Consider the following 16,543-nt stretch of genomic DNA (forward strand, 5'->3'; position numbering starts at 1 on the left):
AAGAGGCCACCACGTGAGCGACGACGACCATAACCGCGTCCCCAATTGGTATCGCGAGATTTTCCCTGCGGGCCCCTCTGACGGTTTCTACCAAAAGATGGGGTACCATGCGGCGTCGTTCGTGGATCGCGGCTCTGATCGGTTGATCGTGTCCTTTGACAACCTATCGGACGCGGGGAACCCTTACCTCGACGTGCAGCCTTGGGCGGCGAAGTTCGTCCAAGACCACGGTTGGTCCCACCTCGGTATCTATTCGCGCGGGCCCTCGTGGTATCGCGATGCACGGGTGAACGCGTTCTTTGATGACCTTCGGGATCGCAAATTCTTTGCCCGTTTCAAATCCGTTACCTTTACGGGCACCTCTATGGGTGGTTTTGCCGCTCTGGCTTATTCGAACCATGCACCTGGGTCGATTGTTATGGCGCTCAGCCCGCAATCGACGCTCGATCTGAAAAAGGTGCCTTGGGAAAATCGGTTCACAAAGGCGCAAGGGTTCGACTGGACCCTCCCGTATTCCGACGCGGCAAAGACGATATCGAAGGCGCAAAAGATTTACGTCCTCTACGATCACTTCCTCGAAAACGACCGCAAACAGGTGGAACGGCTGAAGAGTGATAAGATCATCCCACTCAAGGGTTTTGGTCTGGGGCACAAAACAGCGGTTCTCTTGCGCCGCATGGAAATGCTGAAACCTGTCATGGAAAAGGCTCTGACGGGGACGCTGACCCAACAGGATTTCTACAGCATGATCCGCAACCGCAAGGATCTGCTGCTCTATCGCAAAGTCATGGAAGCGCACCTGATCGCACGCGGCAAAGACCACCGTGTTCCTGCACTCCAAAACTCGTTCCGCGCCCGTCGTCGCAAACTTGCCGCTGCGGTGGCTGCTACGAGTGATCCCAAAGCGTCCTCTGACCCTGTCCCTGTCGTCACAGTAGAGGCAAAGATAAAACCCAAAATCGTTGCGACACGATCAACGCCCAGCAGTATCCGCCACCCCGGTGGGAACGCATGGATGATCGAAGAGCGGGATGGCGTGATCCGCTATATGTCCGACTGCTATGCCGACCGCGTCATCGGGTTCGAGGACCGCGACGGGATCACCCTCGCCCAAACGCCAGAGGTGGTTCTGGGACATATAGCCTTTGGCGGCGCGCCGAGTTCGGATCGTCCAACCCCGCAGGATTTCCGCTACCATGTGGTTGACGCCCAACTGAACGGCACTGGCCGCACGGCGGCGGCCCGCGCGATGGGGATCGCCACCAATCTGGTAAAAGACGCTCACAAACGCGGTCTACGCACTGTTATTGCGACCGATGTCCTGAAGGCGGGCGTCACGATGACCGAGGCCATGCCTGACGGCCCGCTCTTTGACAGGCTCGACGACAGTCTGTCGACCGCCGTTGATGCGCTTGAGGCGTGGGATAAGACACTCTTTGTGGATCGTATCGCCCTGCGCCTGCTCACAGGTGCCCCAGACACAACACAGGCAGAGGCGGCAAGCCATTACGTGCATACCGCGCGGGCGCTCCAACGGGCGATCCCGACGGTTACGGGGCAAAAGAGCTTCCCTAAGGTGGTGATCAGCCAAACCTTTGGTACGCGCACCGATGGGCGCTCTGCGGTTGCGCTGGCCGAAGGGATGCTCGACCTCGACAACCCTGCGGCAGGTTTTATCGTCGCCACCCCCACGTATCCCTTTGCCCTCATGGACGGGATGCCCGCGACGCTGGACGGCAGCGCACAAATGCTCGTTGATGAACTAGAGGCGCGTGCGGTGGCCGAGGTGCAGCAAGGGCGAGAATGGCGGTGTCCGTCGCTGCGCTATGCGCTGATACGCGGGACAGAGATCACAGCAGAGTTCACCGCGATGACGGACCTGATCCTAGAGGACGGCGATCACGGGTTCCGCATCCATGATGGCGATGCAATCATCATGCCTGAGGTCAAAGAAGTAAACGGAACTACCGTCACATTGACCTGTGACAAGGCCTGCCAGACGAAAGACGCCTATCTGACCTACGCATGGGGCATGACCGCAACGGACGATAGCCCTTACCCTGCAAACATAGGTGTAATTCGGGACTGTTGGGAGGCGCAGAGCGTGTCTGACCCAAAGTCCGTCTTGCACCGCTATGCCCTCTCTGGGCGGGTGAAACTGGTTGAGGCCAAAGACGGATGACCGACCGCAAGAATATCCTGTTGATCGGCATGGACGATGCCTTTGCCTTTTGGCGGTTCAAATCCTGCTTTGGCGCACAGCTTCAGACCCCGAACCTCGATCGGATATGCGAGGTCTCGTCGGCCTTTACCGCGGCCTACTGCCAAATCCCCGTCTGCGGCCCGTCACGCGCCAGCGCGATGTCGGGTCTGTCGCCCTACGAGACGGGGATCTTTGACAACTACACCAATATCTTTGAGGTGCTCCGCCCCGAACAGATGTGGCAGTTCCGCCTGAAACAGGACGGCTACTACTGTTCAACCGCTGGCAAAATCCACCACGGATACAAGCCTCTCCCGCCTGACATCCACAACACGCTCTATTCCCATCCCAGCCGCCGCGTGCACTTTGGCCCGAAACCTGAGGCGGAGTTCATCAATTTCGGCGGGCGGATGGGCGGCGGTGGCACGACGAACGCCAAAGAGGACCGTCAGTATTACGATTACAGATCGTCCCAAGACGCGATCCGTTTCTTGAATTCCTACGACAGCGACCAGCCGTTCTATCGCGAGGTCGGGTTTCACCACCCGCACCCGCCGTTCCGCACCCCTGTGCGGTTCAAAGAGCTGTACAACATGGATGATTTCATCCGCCCCAATGAATGGGCACAGGGGTTTGATCTGTCCGCCTTTACCAATGTGTTCATGTCCGAAAACATGGATACCCAAGAGGCGATCGAGGATTGGCAGAAATCCATCCGCAATTATTTCTCGGCCTTCAGCCATGTCGATTATCAGATCGGACGGGTCTGGGATGCGCTCAAGGCCTCTCCTCATGCAGATAACACCGTCGTCGTGATCTTTTCCGACCATGGCTACCACATGGGCGATAAGAACAGGTTCCGCAAATTTACATTGTGGGAAGAAGCGACGCGTATCCCCTTTATCATCCATGACCCTCAATCAAAGGGACAGATGGTCGATGATCCCGTAGCGCTGGTGGATATGGGGCCGACGATCCTCGACTATGCGGGTGCACGGCCGATGGAGCATTCGGTCGGGCAGTCGCTCCGCAATGTGGTTGCAGGAACCCGAGACACCGACCGCGCGGTGCCGACCTTCTGGTATGGCAGCGCGTCGATCCGCAAGGGCGATCATCGGATCACCCTGTATCAAGACGGCAGTTCCGAATTTCACAACGTTCATACCGACCCGTGGCTCACGACGAACGTCGCGGGCAAGGATCCCGCCTATGACGGAATGCATAGGGCTCTACTCGACACTTGTCGCGACTACGGCGTGTTGATCGTTGAGGACGGGAAATCAGCAAACGAAGCGGCGCATTTCGTGTCGGTCCACAAGGGCGGCGTTCAGCCAGATCGCCTCCCTTCTGACGGGATCATCACCGTGGGCGATGCGTTGCCCGATCACGTCGACCCGGGTCATCGGAAACACTTTGCGACCTTGGCCGAAAACGGCACGCTGACGCTGGCCCCTGGACTAAAGGAGCTGCTCTTTGCCTCTGATACCAACGGCGGCGTGACCCATTTCCGCGTGGCCTGCAATGACGAAGGCAATCGGATCTATATCTTTGGCGGGCATAACCGCTTTACCCTCGACGTGGTGGGCGGTGCGGGCCATGACCATATCGAAACCCAATCAGACAGCCTGATTGCACGGCTCGGGTCGGGGAGTTCGATGGTCAAAGCGGGCGCCTCGGACGCTGAAATCTATGGCGGCACGGGCCTTGCCACGATCCATGCGGGCGGCGGCAATAACCTGATCCACGGCGGGCAAGGCTGCGCTACGATCTACGGCGGTAAGGGCAACGACACGATCTATTCGGGGGCTGGGTCGAACATCATCGACACGGGCACAGGTGACAACCGCGTCATCCTCGATGGCGGCACCAACCGCGTGATCCTCGGCGATGGGGCGAATACCGTCGTCATCGAACGCACCGCCCTGCCCCAAACCATCGAAGGCGTCAGCGCGACCACCGTTTTGGACCTCTCAGACTGGGCCCCTATCGCGCCTGTGACCCTTGATCAGATAGGCGATGATGTTGCGATCACCTGTAAAACAGAACGCGTCCTGATCCTGAATACAGACCAGAACGCGGTGAAAGCTGTTCTCAAAGGGGTGAGCGTCGCGGCTTAACGCTTGTGGAAGACCGCGACCTGATCTTTGCGCCTCTTGTCAAAGAGCGCTTGGAACATGAAACAGCCTGAAATATCGATCCGCTGGGCGTTGAACCCTTCGGCGATGCTGGCGTCCTCGTGGGTAAACACACCATCCCGTAGGTAGCCTTGGATGAAATCCGCCGTCTTTGTGATACCGGGGCGTTCATAGGGTTCAGGCTGCCACCGCAGGTCTTCGATGATATAGAGCCCACCCGATTTCAGTTTCGGGAACAGCTCAATAAAGGCGTATTGCTGATGGTGGGACGCGTGGCTGGCATCGTCGATGATGATATCAAACTCAGGCAGGTCTTTGGTCGCCTCAACGATATTCTCACGCTTATCCATGTCACAGCGGACAAAGTTAAAGCGGTCGTTCTCGAACCAGCTAAAGTCCGAAATATCGAGGCCCGTGATCTGCGCCTTCGGGAAATATTCGAGCCACATCCGCACCGACGGAAGGTCCGTGGTTTTGCGGTCTTCACTCTTGCCATGCTCAGGCCCACCGATCTGCAATCCCATCTCAAGGAAGTTGATCGCGCGGTCACGATGTGGCTGGAACAGCATTTGATAAAGTTCGGTATAGCGGTGCTTTGTCGATCCTTTGTCCGACCCATAAGCATCCGCCATATCCGTCAGGTTCAACTGTCCACGACCATATTTCGCAGACGCTGGGATCGGCGCAGCCATAGCCGTGGGTGCTGGTGTTGCAACAGGTGTCGACACTTTCACTGGCTCCACGGCTTGTTTCTCTTCGGGTTTGGGTTTGCGGATGATCGGGGCCTTTTCTGGGTCGATCCCGTGTTTGACCAGCAACTTACCCAATAGGCTCTTGGGGTGCGGCGCGCCGCCCTCTTTTTCGACCAAACGCGCCCGCATACGACGCCCGTAGAGGTGAACCGAAAACGTATTTTCCGTGATATAGCCCGTTGTATCAAAGTTGCGGCGCAACATCAGGCGGCGGTCTTTGAAGGTGAACGGGTATAACCCTTCTTGAGGCAGGGCATATTTCACTTCACCCGTTTCATGCAGGAAATGCGTGACGGCGTGCGGTCCCCAAACGCCCCAAGGCTGTTCACTCGCGTGAACGGGATTCCCCTCAGCGCGTTTCTGTTCCAACTCGGCCACGTATTCGGGGCCGTAATAGGTCGGGATCGCGAATTCATCCGAGGTAAAATCCAACAGCGCGTTGAGCGTATCACTGTCATGGGGCAAGCCCAGAACACCGCCGTTCACATGGGTCTTAGACTCCCACCCGTAGAAGTGACCGTTCGGAGTTTCGAATTTCTTCATGCAATAGGCGTCAGTATCTGCCCAAATCATATTCCGCTGCGTTTTCAGCATTTTATAGCGGAACAGATCGGAATGGAGCGCGGGGCTGCCTGTGCGTTCGTGGGTCAGAAAATTGTCGCGAGACATGATGTCATTCGCATCCGCCAACTCGATCCCGTCAGGAACGTTTTGCAGCGGGCCGTAGTGGTACAAAACCACCTTATGTCCGGCGTCGACAAAGGACTTCAAACAAAGTTGTTCCAGAAAACTCAGGGCGCCTTCCATCCAAAGTGCGCCAATCGTGTAGTTCGTGCTCATTGTTTACCCTCTGTCCCCGATCCTTATTCAACCGGACGATTATGCAGGTTTAGGAAATAAAACATTCTACGTGTAAAAACCAATATAATTCACAGGCTAGTGCTGCGTTTCCCCCGCTTCGACGGTGAAAAAGAACTCTTCTTCAGGATCGCGGAACGCCACCTCGTCAGGCACACAGGTCGGCCCCGTCAGGAACACATTCGCCCCGAAATGCCCATGGAGCCGCGCCAAACGGCGCATACGTTCGCTTTTCAACTCTTCAAAGAAATTCGAATAGTTTTCCGTCGCCCGTAGTTCATCAATTTTTTCGCGGTGTTTGCGCACGGAATACTCATGGGCCGCCTTAATATCGGGATCAGCCAACATGCGCGCCATTTCGGCCTCGACGCGCGGGATCATACGCTGGATCGACGTTTCTTCGACCGCGTTGTTATTCATCCGAAACCAATAGGCGAGGCCCTGATCGCGGTCCACGTGGTTCACCCGCCCACGGTCCCGTTTGACAAGGAAACTCTCGGCCGAACGAACGGCGTAGTGGTTCAACTGCACAAGGTCATAGCCATAGGTCGCCGTCGTTGATCGCCACGCGTTGCGATACATGTTCTCGGGTAGGTTTTTGCCCGACCCGTTCACCCAATTCACATGATCCACCAGTTGGGAATTCAGCCCCTTGGGCCTATGCACGCCGAGTTTCTTAAAAATGCCCGTGTTCTGGAACAGGGTCTTGAACCCCCACGCTTGGTGTGGTTTCGGCGAAAACTCTGGTGCGCAGCGGGTGAAATTCCGAATGATAAGATCGTCGGTGAAATCCGCGACATCGGCATTCCCAAACAGCCGCCACGTCATCGAGATCAGGTTCGCATCAGGCACCGCAGCAAAAAGCGCGTCGAGCGTGCCATCCCCCACCTTAATGTCGACGAATTCGTCCACGTCGATACAAACGGCCCAAGTCGCCTCAGTAATGATCGGCTCATTGCCCGCAGCAGCGAGGGCGGCGTGCTGCGGCTTTAGGCCACTTTCCCGAAATGGGTTGTCGCGGTGCTGCACATAGCCCTTTTCCTGCAAGAGATCGAAAAACGTCTCGGTCCCGTCTGAACAGTCGTTCGTATAAACCAGAAAGCTGTCGAACCCGATCACGCGGTGATAGGCGAGCCATTCTAGAATGAACGGACCTTCGTTTTTCATCGTGGTGACGATGGCACGGCGCCCCTTTTGCGGCTCTTGCGATTTATGCGATTTTTCTGGGACGCGAACGGGTTTGTGGTCGAACTCGTCCTCGGCCAAAGCCAGCAGGCGGTCGTCCTCAACAAGAGAGCTTTTGGGGATAATCAAGGACACCGCATCGGCGCGGTGACGCAGGTTCATGAAACGGTAAAACGTCGCCGCGTCTGCGTCTTGCATCGCGACGTTGCCGATGCGGTTCATCCGCCAAACGGCATTCGGCGCGGCCTTGGCTGGCGCAATGCACCAACGGCGGCGCGGGGCTTCTGCATCGAACTGAACGCAGATATGGTCTGCAAAGCGGATCGGTTCGTCATTGCGCACACGCCACGGATAGGCCTGCGTGCCGAGCATCGGGATCGCCCCCGTTTCTGACGCGACCGCACGGTCAAATATCGTCCCCTCGCCCGTGTCGGCAATCAGATCGAACACATCAATATTCGCCACCGCCCGTGCCGAGCCGAGGAACCGTTCACGCATGATTTCATAGGCATGCATCGCGCCCAAGGGCGACTTCCACGGGTCGGCGGCTGGGATCTCCATCCGATCCTTACCAGGGGCACCGGGGGCGCAGAACGGGTGGCTTTCGTCAGGGAGGTCCAGTTTCCCCAACGGCGTGGGCGAACGCAGGATCACGACCTCAACATCTGCCTCCATCGCGGCAAGCCCAGCCTGAAACGCCTCATCGAATTCTAGGCTATCGCCCAGCCGATCCCGATCAAGGATCACCGCCGTCTCAACGCCTTGATGTTCGGCGTTGAACTCTAACCAGCGCAGCACCGTCGCCGCCGTTTCCCCATTGCGGGTCGCAGCCAGCGCGTTCGTCCCCGCAAAGATCGTCAGTTCAGGATCAGCAGGTGTGATATCGGCCACGGCACCGCCAAACCCGATGCGCAGTGGGACGCCATCGGGCAGACGCAGTTTGATAATCGGACAGCCGCCTATGGTGACCTGAGACAGCACTTCGGTGCCGCGCGGCAGTCCAATTCGGTCCATCGGTGCATCTGCGCGGAAATACAGCGTGACGAGGTTTTCCGAAGTTTCCGACGGCGCACGAACCGCATCGATCAAGGCAATGCCGTTTGCAATCATGCCGTGTAGATTGCGGTAATGAACCTTGCCTACCATCTGTCCCGTCTGCCCCGCGCGCCGTTTAATCACAGGCACCTGTGGTCAATGCCCTTTCGTTTTCTATTACGACAACTCTAGTCAAAGCTGTATCCCCCTTCCAGCATTTACCCCGACAGACGCCGATTTTGACGAGCGAACCGACCAAAAATAGCTGAATTGTGGCACAAAATGCCCAGATTTCTTCTGGTTATGGCCTTAAACGGAGCCTAGTGTCCGCCCAAAGTCCCCGTCATCAGGCGGGTGCTGGTATGTTTAAGTCGTTCGAACAAAGGTGGGTCTGTCGTGCACCGCAATAACCAGAAACTGCGTGATCCTCTGACTGGATTGGACTTTGCCGCATGGCGCGCAAAGGTCGAAGAAATCAGCAATGAGATCGGACAGTTTCAGGCGATCGGTGACAAACACTTCAGCACTTTTGTAGAAGCCGGATCGACGCTCTTTGTCACCTTTGAGAGCGCGGAAACCGCAATGGAAGGATTGACCGACGGGCGCCCCCTCGGTTGGGACTATGTAGTCGAAAACGGCTGGTCGCACCTCGGCCTGTTTTCCGTCGGCGATACATGGTTCCGTCATGACGATGTTTATGCCTTCTTTGACGAACTCCTCGACGACTACTTCTTTGACGACTTCGATCAGGTAATCTTTTTCGGCGCAGGCCCTGGTGGTTATGCGGCCTGCGCCTATTCGGTCTGCGCACCTGGAGCAAAGGTCCTCGCCCTCAATCCCCAAGCAACACTGTCACCTGATGTGACCCGTTGGGACGACCGTTTCCCACAGGCGAAGAAGCTCGATTTCATCGAACGCTACGGCTACGCGCCTTATATGGTTGAAGCGGCAGAGGATGTGACGATCCTCTATGACACAAGTTCAGAGCTCGACGCGCTACATGCTGCGATGTTTGAGGGCCCGAATGTCACCCACCACCGCGTGCGGATGTTTGGCATCGACCTACGCCGCGCCTTTATCGAAATGGGGATACTCAAGAAACTCTTGGGCCAAGTCGCTGCGGGCACGCCCACCGACGAAGGGTTCGGTACGCTCATGCGGGCGCGTCGTAACCATGGTGGCTACCTGCGCGGGCTACTGGCAGAGCTGGTCGAACTCGACCGCCCCTACCTCACCGCAATGCTGTGTCGGAATGTATTGTCGCGCATGCCTGCACCGCGGTTCCGTCAGCGGCTCGATGCACTGGAAAAGGCAGAGCGGGAGGGGCTGGTTAAGCTCCCCCCCGACGTCTGATTTTAGTAAACGCCTACCGCGCCAGCCTTGGCCGAGGTTGCCATCAGGCCAAAGACGTATTCAGCAACAGAGCGGAAGCACACGACGCGGAAGCTACCATCGTCGAGTTTCCAGTAAGCCGCTGCCACCTGCCCCACGCGGGAACGGCGCACCATGCCCGCAACGAATTGCGAGGCTTCGAAATCGACGGGCGCGTTTTTGCCCAACACTTCGCCCGCATAATCGCCTGACACGCTAAAGATCGCACGTGCATCTGACACGTTCGCCACGAGGAAATGCGACCCCGCCAGCGCGTCGTTCATCCCCGCTACAAAGGCGTTCACCTCTGCATAGGGCAGAACGACGAGCAGTTCGTCGGGCGACATCCAGAGGACGGTTTTCACGCCGTCGGTCTGGAACTGACGCACGTCAGGGATTTGCAGACCCGTCAGCTGCGTTACCGCAGCCGCAAAGCCTTCGTCCTCAAAGTCGCCGCGCAGGGTGACCATGCCGGTCAGTCCCAACTCTTGGACCGTAACAGGGCCGGTCGCAGTTTTGCCGTTCAAGGCGCTGACAGCATTAGACATTCTGCTTCTCCCCGTCTTTGTCGTAGAACACCGGATCGACAATCTTTGCCTTAACCATGGTGCCATCTTCGCGGTTGAACTCGATCACTTCGCCCATGCGATCTGGGCCGTGTTTGACCAGACCCATCGCGATGCCACGCTTGAGCGTCGGCGAATAGTAGGTCGAGGTGACACGCCCCTGAACGTTGCGCTGGCCGTTCGGGTTGTATCCCGGTGCCGGAACGTAAGACCCGTCAGGAATGACCGACCCGTCGAGCGTTTCGAGACCAACCAGTTTCCAGCGATCAGGCGACGCCATGAACGACCGCTCTTGAGCGCGTTTGCCCAGATAGTCCTCTTTCTTCTTGGAGATCGCCCACTGAAGGTTGAGGTCTTGCGGAATGATCGTGCCGTCGGTTTCGTCGCCGATCATGATAAAGCCCTTTTCGGCACGAAGGATGTGCATCGCTTCGGTACCATAAGGCATCACGCCGAGGTCCTTGCCCGCCTCTTGCAGCGCCGCCCAGAGGGCCGCACCTTGGGAGGCTGGGACCGAGACTTCGTAGGACAATTCGCCCGAGAACGAGATACGGAAGATCCGCGCATCGAACTCGCCCAGCTTGCCTTCGACATAGGTCATGAACGGGAAGCCCTCTTTGGAGAGGTCCATGTTACCGCCCAGTTTTTCCAAGAGCTGGCGCGCCTTGGGACCAGCAACCGCGATTTGTGCGAATTGCTCGGTCACGTTCGCGGTGTAGACTTTCCAATCCCACCATTCGCACTGAAGCCAGTCTTCCATCCAACCGTGAATACGGTCTGCACCGCCCGTGGTGGTGTGGCAGAGCCATGTATCCTCGGCCAGACGCACAACAACGCCGTCGTCCGAAAGGAAGCCGTTTTCGTTGCACATCAGACCATAGCGGCATTTGCCAACGCCCAGATTGCTCATCATGTTGGTGTAGAGCATATCGAGGAATTTGCCCGCATCCGGTCCCTTCACGATGATCTTACCGAGGGTCGACGCATCCAGCGTGCCCACGTTTTCACGAACGTTCAGGATTTCACGGTTCACCGCGTCATGCACGCTTTCACCGTTGCGGACGTAAGCGTAAGTGCGGCGCCAGTGGCCCACAGGCTCCCAATCCGCACCATTCGCGTCATGCCAATCGAACATCGGGGTTTTGTGGATCGGCTGGAACAACTCGTCCCGAGCCGCACCCGTGATCGCGCCCAGCGAAATCGGCGTGTAAGGCGGACGGAAGGTTGTGGTACCAACGTTCGGGATCGAAGCATCGAGCGATTTGGACAGGATGGCCAGACCGTTGATGTTCGACAGTTTGCCCTGATCCGTCGCCATACCCAGCGTGGTGTAACGCTTTGTATGTTCAACAGATTCGTAGCCTTCACGCGCAGCAAGCTGAACGTCCGACACCTTCACGTCGTTCTGATAATCGAGCCATGCTTTCATGCGCAGCTTTGGACCAGCGCCCTGCGGCATCAGCCAAACAGGTTCAAGCGGAGCGGCGGCAACCTCGTTCGTCGTGACCTCAAGACCTGCGTCTTTGAGAACATCAACAGTGCTGAGGTAGCCAGAAGCCGAACCAACCGTGCTGACGAACGCCTTACCGTCGGCACCTGTCGGTGCGCGGGACGGATCGGGGCGGAACATCGCGAGGTCCTCATCCCAGTTCAGTTTACCACCACAGTGCGACCAGAGGTGCACAACAGGCGACCAACCGCCTGACATCGCAACGCAATCACATGCGATCTCTTCGATGACCGATCCTTCGCCCGCTTGCAGACAGACCTTAACGCCAGTGACGCGGGTTTTGCCTTTGACCTTGGCGATGGCTTTGCCTTTGAGAACGCGAATGCCGAGCTTTTCAGCTTCCGCCGCGATCGGACCAGCGCCAGAGGCACGAGCATCGATGATCGCAGGAACAGCGAGACCTGCGTTTTTCAAAACGATTGCGGTGCGGTATGCGTCGTCGTTGTTGGTGACAACAACGGTGCGATCACCAACCGACACGCCCCAGTTCACAACGTAGTCACGAACGGCTGCGGCCAAGAGGACGCCTGGAATATCGTTGCCAGCAAAGGACAGCGGACGTTCAATCGCGCCTGTGGCAGTGATGATGTGACCTGCACGGATGCGCCACAGGCGGTGACGCGGGCCCGATTTATCGGACAGGTGGTCTGTCAGACGCTCGTAGCCCAGAACATAGCCGTGATCGTATACGCCCGACGCCATGTTGCGGTTACGAACAGTCACATTGGGCATCGCGTTCAGCGCCGCGAGGGTTTCCTGAACCCAAGCCTCAGCCGATTTGCCGTCGATTTCGACGCCATCGACAACAGCACGACCACCAAAGTCAGCGGTTTGTTCAAGAAGCAGAACCTTCTTGCCTGCTTGACCTTCTTTGAGCGCAGCCGCCAGACCAGCGATACCGCCGCCGACAACCAGCACGTCACAGAAATAGTAGAAGTGTTCGTAGGTATCCGCGTCTTTTTCCTGCGGCACCTGACCCAGACCAGCCGATTGACGGATGAAGGGTTCATAGACGTGCTTCCAGAACGGACGCGGGTGGATGAACATTTTGTAGTAGAAGCCAGCAGGCAGCCAACGGGCGAACAACTGGTTCACGGCACCGATGTCGAACTCAAGGCTCGGCCAGTGGTTTTGCGAACGGATCGTCAAACCGTCAAAGACTTCTTGCGTCGTTGCGCGTTGGTTCGGCTCGAAACGGCCGCCCTCGCCCATGTTAAAGAGCGCGTTCGGCTCTTCGGCGCCAGAGGCCACAACACCACGCGGGCGGTGGTATTTGAACGAACGGCCGACCATCATCTGGTCGTTTGCGAACAAAGCCGATGCGAGCGTGTCGCCCTCGTAACCTTTGAAACGCTTACCGTTGAATTTGAATTCGACAGGTTTCGAACGGTCGATCAGACGACCGGAATTTGCCAGACGGGTGCTCATGCGGTTTCCTTCCACGACCAGTCGGGATATTTTGCACGGATGTTTTCAGTCACATCCGCAGGCGGTTCGGTGGTCTGGGCCGGATAGGTCCCGAACACCTCGAGCGTGGCGGTATCCCGCGCTGCAAGGAACCACTTCCCGCAGCCATAGGCATGACGCCAGCGTTCCAAATGAACGCCTTTTTTGTTTTCACGCATAAAGAGGTAGCCTTCAAAGGCCTCGTCGCTGTCACCAACGGTCGCGCGCTTCAGGTGCGCTTCACCGCCAGCGGCCAGTTCAGTCTCTTCGGCATTTACGCCGCAATAGGGACACTGCAATAAAAGCATCGTCTTCCCTCCTTAGTGCGCCACGCCAGCGGCGACAGATTCATCAATGAATTTGCCTTCGCGGAAGCGGAACATATCAAATTCTTGCGTCAGCGGGCTATGGCCTTTGGCCATCAGTTCCGCCATCGCCCAACCAGAACCCGGGATCGCCTTAAAGCCGCCGGTGCCCCAACCGCAGTTGACAAAGATGCCTTCGACAGGGGTTTTCGACAGGATCGGCGAACGGTCACCAGTCATATCGACGATACCGCCCCATTGGCGCAGCATCTTCAGACGGCTGACCATCGGGAAGGTTTCGACGAGCGCGCGAACGGTTTCCTCGATGTGGTGGAACGATCCGCGCTGGGTGTAGTTGTTAAAGCTGTCAGTGCCGCCACCGATCACCATCTCGCCCTTGTCCGACTGGGACATGTAGCCGTGAACGGTGTTCGCCATTACGACAACGTCCATGCAGGGTTTGATCGGCTCGGAGACGAGAGCCTGAAGTGCGACCGATTCAATGGGCAGACGGAAGCCAGCCATTTCAGCCAGAACCGAGGTATGACCCGCAACGACCATGCCCAGCTTATCGCAATCGATGTCGCCTTTGGTGGTCGAAACACCGACAACCTTGCCGCCTTCGGTGCGGACACCTTTGACTTCGCACTGCTGGATGACGTCCATACCCATGTCGGAACAGGCACGCGCATAGCCCCAAGCCACCGCATCGTGACGGGCTGTGCCGCCACGTTTCTGGTAGAGGCCACCCATGACAGGGTAGCGCGGGCCGTGGATATTGATGATCGGGACCAGCTTTTTCAGCTGCTCTGGGGTCACCCACTCGGTCGCAACGCCCTGCAGTTGGTTCGCCATCACGGTCCGCTGATAGCCGCGCACCTCATGGTGGGTCTGCGCGAGCATGATCAGGCCGCGGGGCGAGAACATGACGTTGTAGTTCAGATCTTGGGACAGGTTCTCGTAGAGCTTGAGAGCCTTGTCGTAGATCGCCGCAGAGGGGTCCTGAAGGTAGTTCGAACGAATGATCGTGGTGTTACGACCTGTGTTACCACCGCCGAGCCAGCCTTTTTCGATAATTGCGACATTGGTGATGCCGTAATTCTTACCGAGGTAGTAGGCGGTCGCGAGGCCGTGGCCACCCGCACCAACGATGATCACATCGTATTTCTTTTTCGGCTGGGGCGAACGCCAAGCACGCTCCCATCCTGTGTGATAGCGTAGACCCTCGCGGGCGACGGCAAATACTGAATAGCGTCTCATAGGCTGCGAATCCCCCTATTCTGGTCGCGGGCATCCTTTGGTCCTAACTGGACAAAAACCACGAAGCAAAGACGATTGGACACGCCTGATTTTTGCAGTTTTGCGACATGTGACAAAGAAGCATCCCGAAAGCGACCCGATCACAAACGGGTCATCGGGCCGCAGGGGCTTTTCTCAGGGGGTTGGGAAGGTTAGGTAAGGCGAAACGCGCAAACGGGAGGCCCCATGACGTTCTGGATCATTGCGACCGCATTGGCAGTTATTGCCGCAGGTCTACTTGTGCTGCCGCTATTGCGCTCCGGAACCGACACGGATGTCGATCCTCGCAACGACATTGCGATCTACAAGGACCAGTTGGCCGAAGTTGACCGCGACCTCGCCCGTGGTGTTTTGGACCAAGCAGAGGCCGAACGCACCCGCACCGAAATTGCCCGCCGTTTGCTGGCCGCCGACAAGGCCGAAACCGACACGTCGACTGACGCCCCCAAAACTTTGGGTCGGGTTGTGATGATCGCTGCAGCCGCGGCGACGGTGGTGGGGGCGCTTGCGCTCTATTACCGTGTGGGTGCTCCAGGCTATCCCGACATGCCCCGCGCCGTGCGTTTGGCAGAGGCCAAGGACGCCTATGACAATCGCCCCACTCAGGCCGAAGCAGAAGCCGCCCAGCCCGTCCAAGACGCAGTGACCCTGCCCGACGATCTTCAGGCGACGGTGGACCGCGTGCGCCAAACCGCAGAGGCCAATCCCGACAACCTGATCGCGCAGCGTGATCTGGTGCGGCTCGAGACAGCGTTGGGCAATGTTGCCCGCGCCGCTCATGCGCAGGTTAAGGTCGTGGCGATCCTTGGCGATGACGCGGAACAGGCCGATTTAGAGGTTCTTTTGGAACTCCTCGTTGCGGCTGCGGGTGGCGACGTAACCCCCGAAGCCGAGCGCGTTCTCAAAGCCATCCTCGACAAAGATCCTGAAAGCATTTCAGGGCTTTACTGGGCTGGTGTCATGTTTAACACCTATGGCCGCCCCGACCGTGCGTTCCCTTATTGGCGTAAGCTACTCGAAGTTGCGCCAGAGGATGCAGAGTGGTTCGATCAAGTCGCCCAAGCCACCATTGAACTGTCATGGTTTGCGGGCGTTGATGACTACACACCACCAATGCGCAATGGTGGCCTACGCGGCCCGAATGCCGCTGCTATGGCCGCAGCAGGCGACATGAACGAAGAAGACCGCTCTGCCATGATCGAAGGCATGGTTGGCAACCTCATGGACCGCCTCGCGACCGAAGGGGGCACACCGCAGGAATGGGCACAGTTGATCCGCGCGCTTGGCGTGTTGGGCGACCTCGACCGCGCCACCGCCATTTGGGGCGAGGCACAGCAGACCTTTGCCAGCGACGAAACCGCGATGTCGATCATCCGTGAAGCGGCCGTGGGTGCAGGTGTCGCGGAATGATCTGCAACGACGCCGAAACCTTTGCCGCCGCCCTCCCCCCATACCGCGCGATTTGCGGGCTGGATTTGGGCACTGTGACCATTGGCGTTGCCGTTTCTGACGGTATGCGTCAGGTGGCGACCCCGCTCGAGACGATCAAACGCAAGAAATTCACGCTCGATGTGGAACGCCTGCTCGAGATCGTAAAAAAGCGCGAGATCGCTGGAATTGTTCTGGGCCTGCCTTTGAACATGGACGGATCGGAGGGGCCGCGCGTGCAATCGACCCGCGCCTTTGCCCGCAACCTCGAAAAACTGACCGACCTTCCGATTGCGTTCTGGGACGAACGCCTGTCGACCGTTGCTGCCGAACGGGCACTGTTAGAGGCGGATACGTCCCGAAAACGTCGCGATGAGGTCATCGATCACGTCGCTGCGGGGTATATCCTGCAAGGCATGCTAGACCGCCTGCGCCACCTCGGAGCCTGAT

Annotated in this window: 11 protein-coding genes; 5 read left to right on the forward strand and 6 right to left on the reverse strand. The window is 57.8% G+C overall.

Features of this window, described 5'->3' with window-relative positions; all coding sequences use genetic code 11:
- Positions 1–13 precede the first annotated feature (13 nt).
- Together BSK21_RS08020 and BSK21_RS08025 are read left to right on the forward strand one after the other, a co-directional pair.
- Entirely contained in the window at positions 14–2,182 is a 2,169-nt protein-coding gene (locus BSK21_RS08020; protein WP_067545804.1) for a hypothetical protein, read from the forward strand.
- Positions 2,179–4,320 carry a sulfatase-like hydrolase/transferase gene (locus BSK21_RS08025; protein WP_067545807.1) on the forward strand — a complete coding sequence of 714 codons (2,142 nt, stop codon included), beginning with the start codon at positions 2,179–2,181 and terminating at the stop codon, positions 4,318–4,320. Before BSK21_RS08020 ends, BSK21_RS08025 begins: the two co-directional genes overlap by 4 nt.
- Here BSK21_RS08025 and BSK21_RS16165 read toward each other — a convergent pair.
- Both BSK21_RS16165 and BSK21_RS08035 read right to left on the reverse strand, forming a co-directional pair.
- The gene (locus BSK21_RS16165) at positions 4,317–5,930 is read right to left on the reverse strand and encodes a class I SAM-dependent methyltransferase (RefSeq protein WP_231924672.1); all 1,614 of its coding nucleotides are present in this window, start codon (positions 5,928–5,930) and stop codon (positions 4,317–4,319) included. The genes BSK21_RS08025 and BSK21_RS16165 overlap by 4 nt on opposite strands.
- 96 nt (positions 5,931–6,026) lie before the next feature.
- The gene (locus BSK21_RS08035; protein WP_367638969.1) at positions 6,027–8,318 is read right to left on the reverse strand and encodes a glycosyltransferase family 2 protein; all 2,292 of its coding nucleotides are present in this window, start codon (positions 8,316–8,318) and stop codon (positions 6,027–6,029) included.
- A 246-nt stretch (positions 8,319–8,564) separates the two neighbouring features.
- On the opposite strand from BSK21_RS08035, the gene BSK21_RS08040 reads away from it, so the two are divergent.
- Positions 8,565–9,521, forward strand: coding sequence for a hypothetical protein (locus tag BSK21_RS08040; protein ID WP_067545814.1), 957 nt, complete (start codon positions 8,565–8,567; stop codon positions 9,519–9,521).
- 2 nt (positions 9,522–9,523) lie between these two features.
- Here BSK21_RS08040 and BSK21_RS08045 read toward each other — a convergent pair whose 3' ends face one another.
- Genes BSK21_RS08045 through BSK21_RS08060 form a run of 4 tightly spaced genes read right to left on the reverse strand, consistent with a single transcriptional unit; the run spans position 9,524 to position 14,626 of the window.
- Positions 9,524–10,087: a sarcosine oxidase subunit gamma gene (locus tag BSK21_RS08045; protein ID WP_067545816.1), complete on the reverse strand. Its 564-nt coding sequence runs from the start codon at positions 10,085–10,087 to the stop codon at positions 9,524–9,526.
- Positions 10,080–13,043: a sarcosine oxidase subunit alpha family protein gene (locus BSK21_RS08050; RefSeq protein ID WP_067545819.1), complete on the reverse strand. Its 2,964-nt coding sequence runs from the start codon at positions 13,041–13,043 to the stop codon at positions 10,080–10,082. Before BSK21_RS08050 ends, BSK21_RS08045 begins: the two co-directional genes overlap by 8 nt.
- Complete coding sequence (locus BSK21_RS08055) at positions 13,040–13,369, reverse strand: sarcosine oxidase subunit delta (protein WP_067545822.1); 330 nt, start codon at positions 13,367–13,369, stop codon at positions 13,040–13,042. Before BSK21_RS08055 ends, BSK21_RS08050 begins: the two co-directional genes overlap by 4 nt.
- 12 nt (positions 13,370–13,381) lie before the next feature.
- Complete coding sequence (locus tag BSK21_RS08060) at positions 13,382–14,626, reverse strand: sarcosine oxidase subunit beta family protein (RefSeq protein WP_067545826.1); 1,245 nt, start codon at positions 14,624–14,626, stop codon at positions 13,382–13,384.
- Positions 14,627–14,851: 225 nt separating this feature from the next.
- Here BSK21_RS08060 and ccmI point away from each other — a divergent pair, with 225 nt between their 5' ends.
- Together ccmI and ruvX are read left to right on the forward strand one after the other, a co-directional pair.
- Complete coding sequence (gene ccmI / locus BSK21_RS08065; RefSeq protein WP_067545829.1) at positions 14,852–16,075, forward strand: c-type cytochrome biogenesis protein CcmI; 1,224 nt, start codon at positions 14,852–14,854, stop codon at positions 16,073–16,075.
- Complete coding sequence (gene ruvX / locus BSK21_RS08070; RefSeq protein WP_067545831.1) at positions 16,072–16,542, forward strand: Holliday junction resolvase RuvX; 471 nt, start codon at positions 16,072–16,074, stop codon at positions 16,540–16,542. Before ccmI ends, ruvX begins: the two co-directional genes overlap by 4 nt.
- Position 16,543: the final 1 nt, after the last annotated feature.

The sequence above is a fragment of the Marivivens sp. JLT3646 genome, from assembly GCF_001908835.1.
Classification (GTDB): domain Bacteria; phylum Pseudomonadota; class Alphaproteobacteria; order Rhodobacterales; family Rhodobacteraceae; genus Marivivens; species Marivivens geojensis.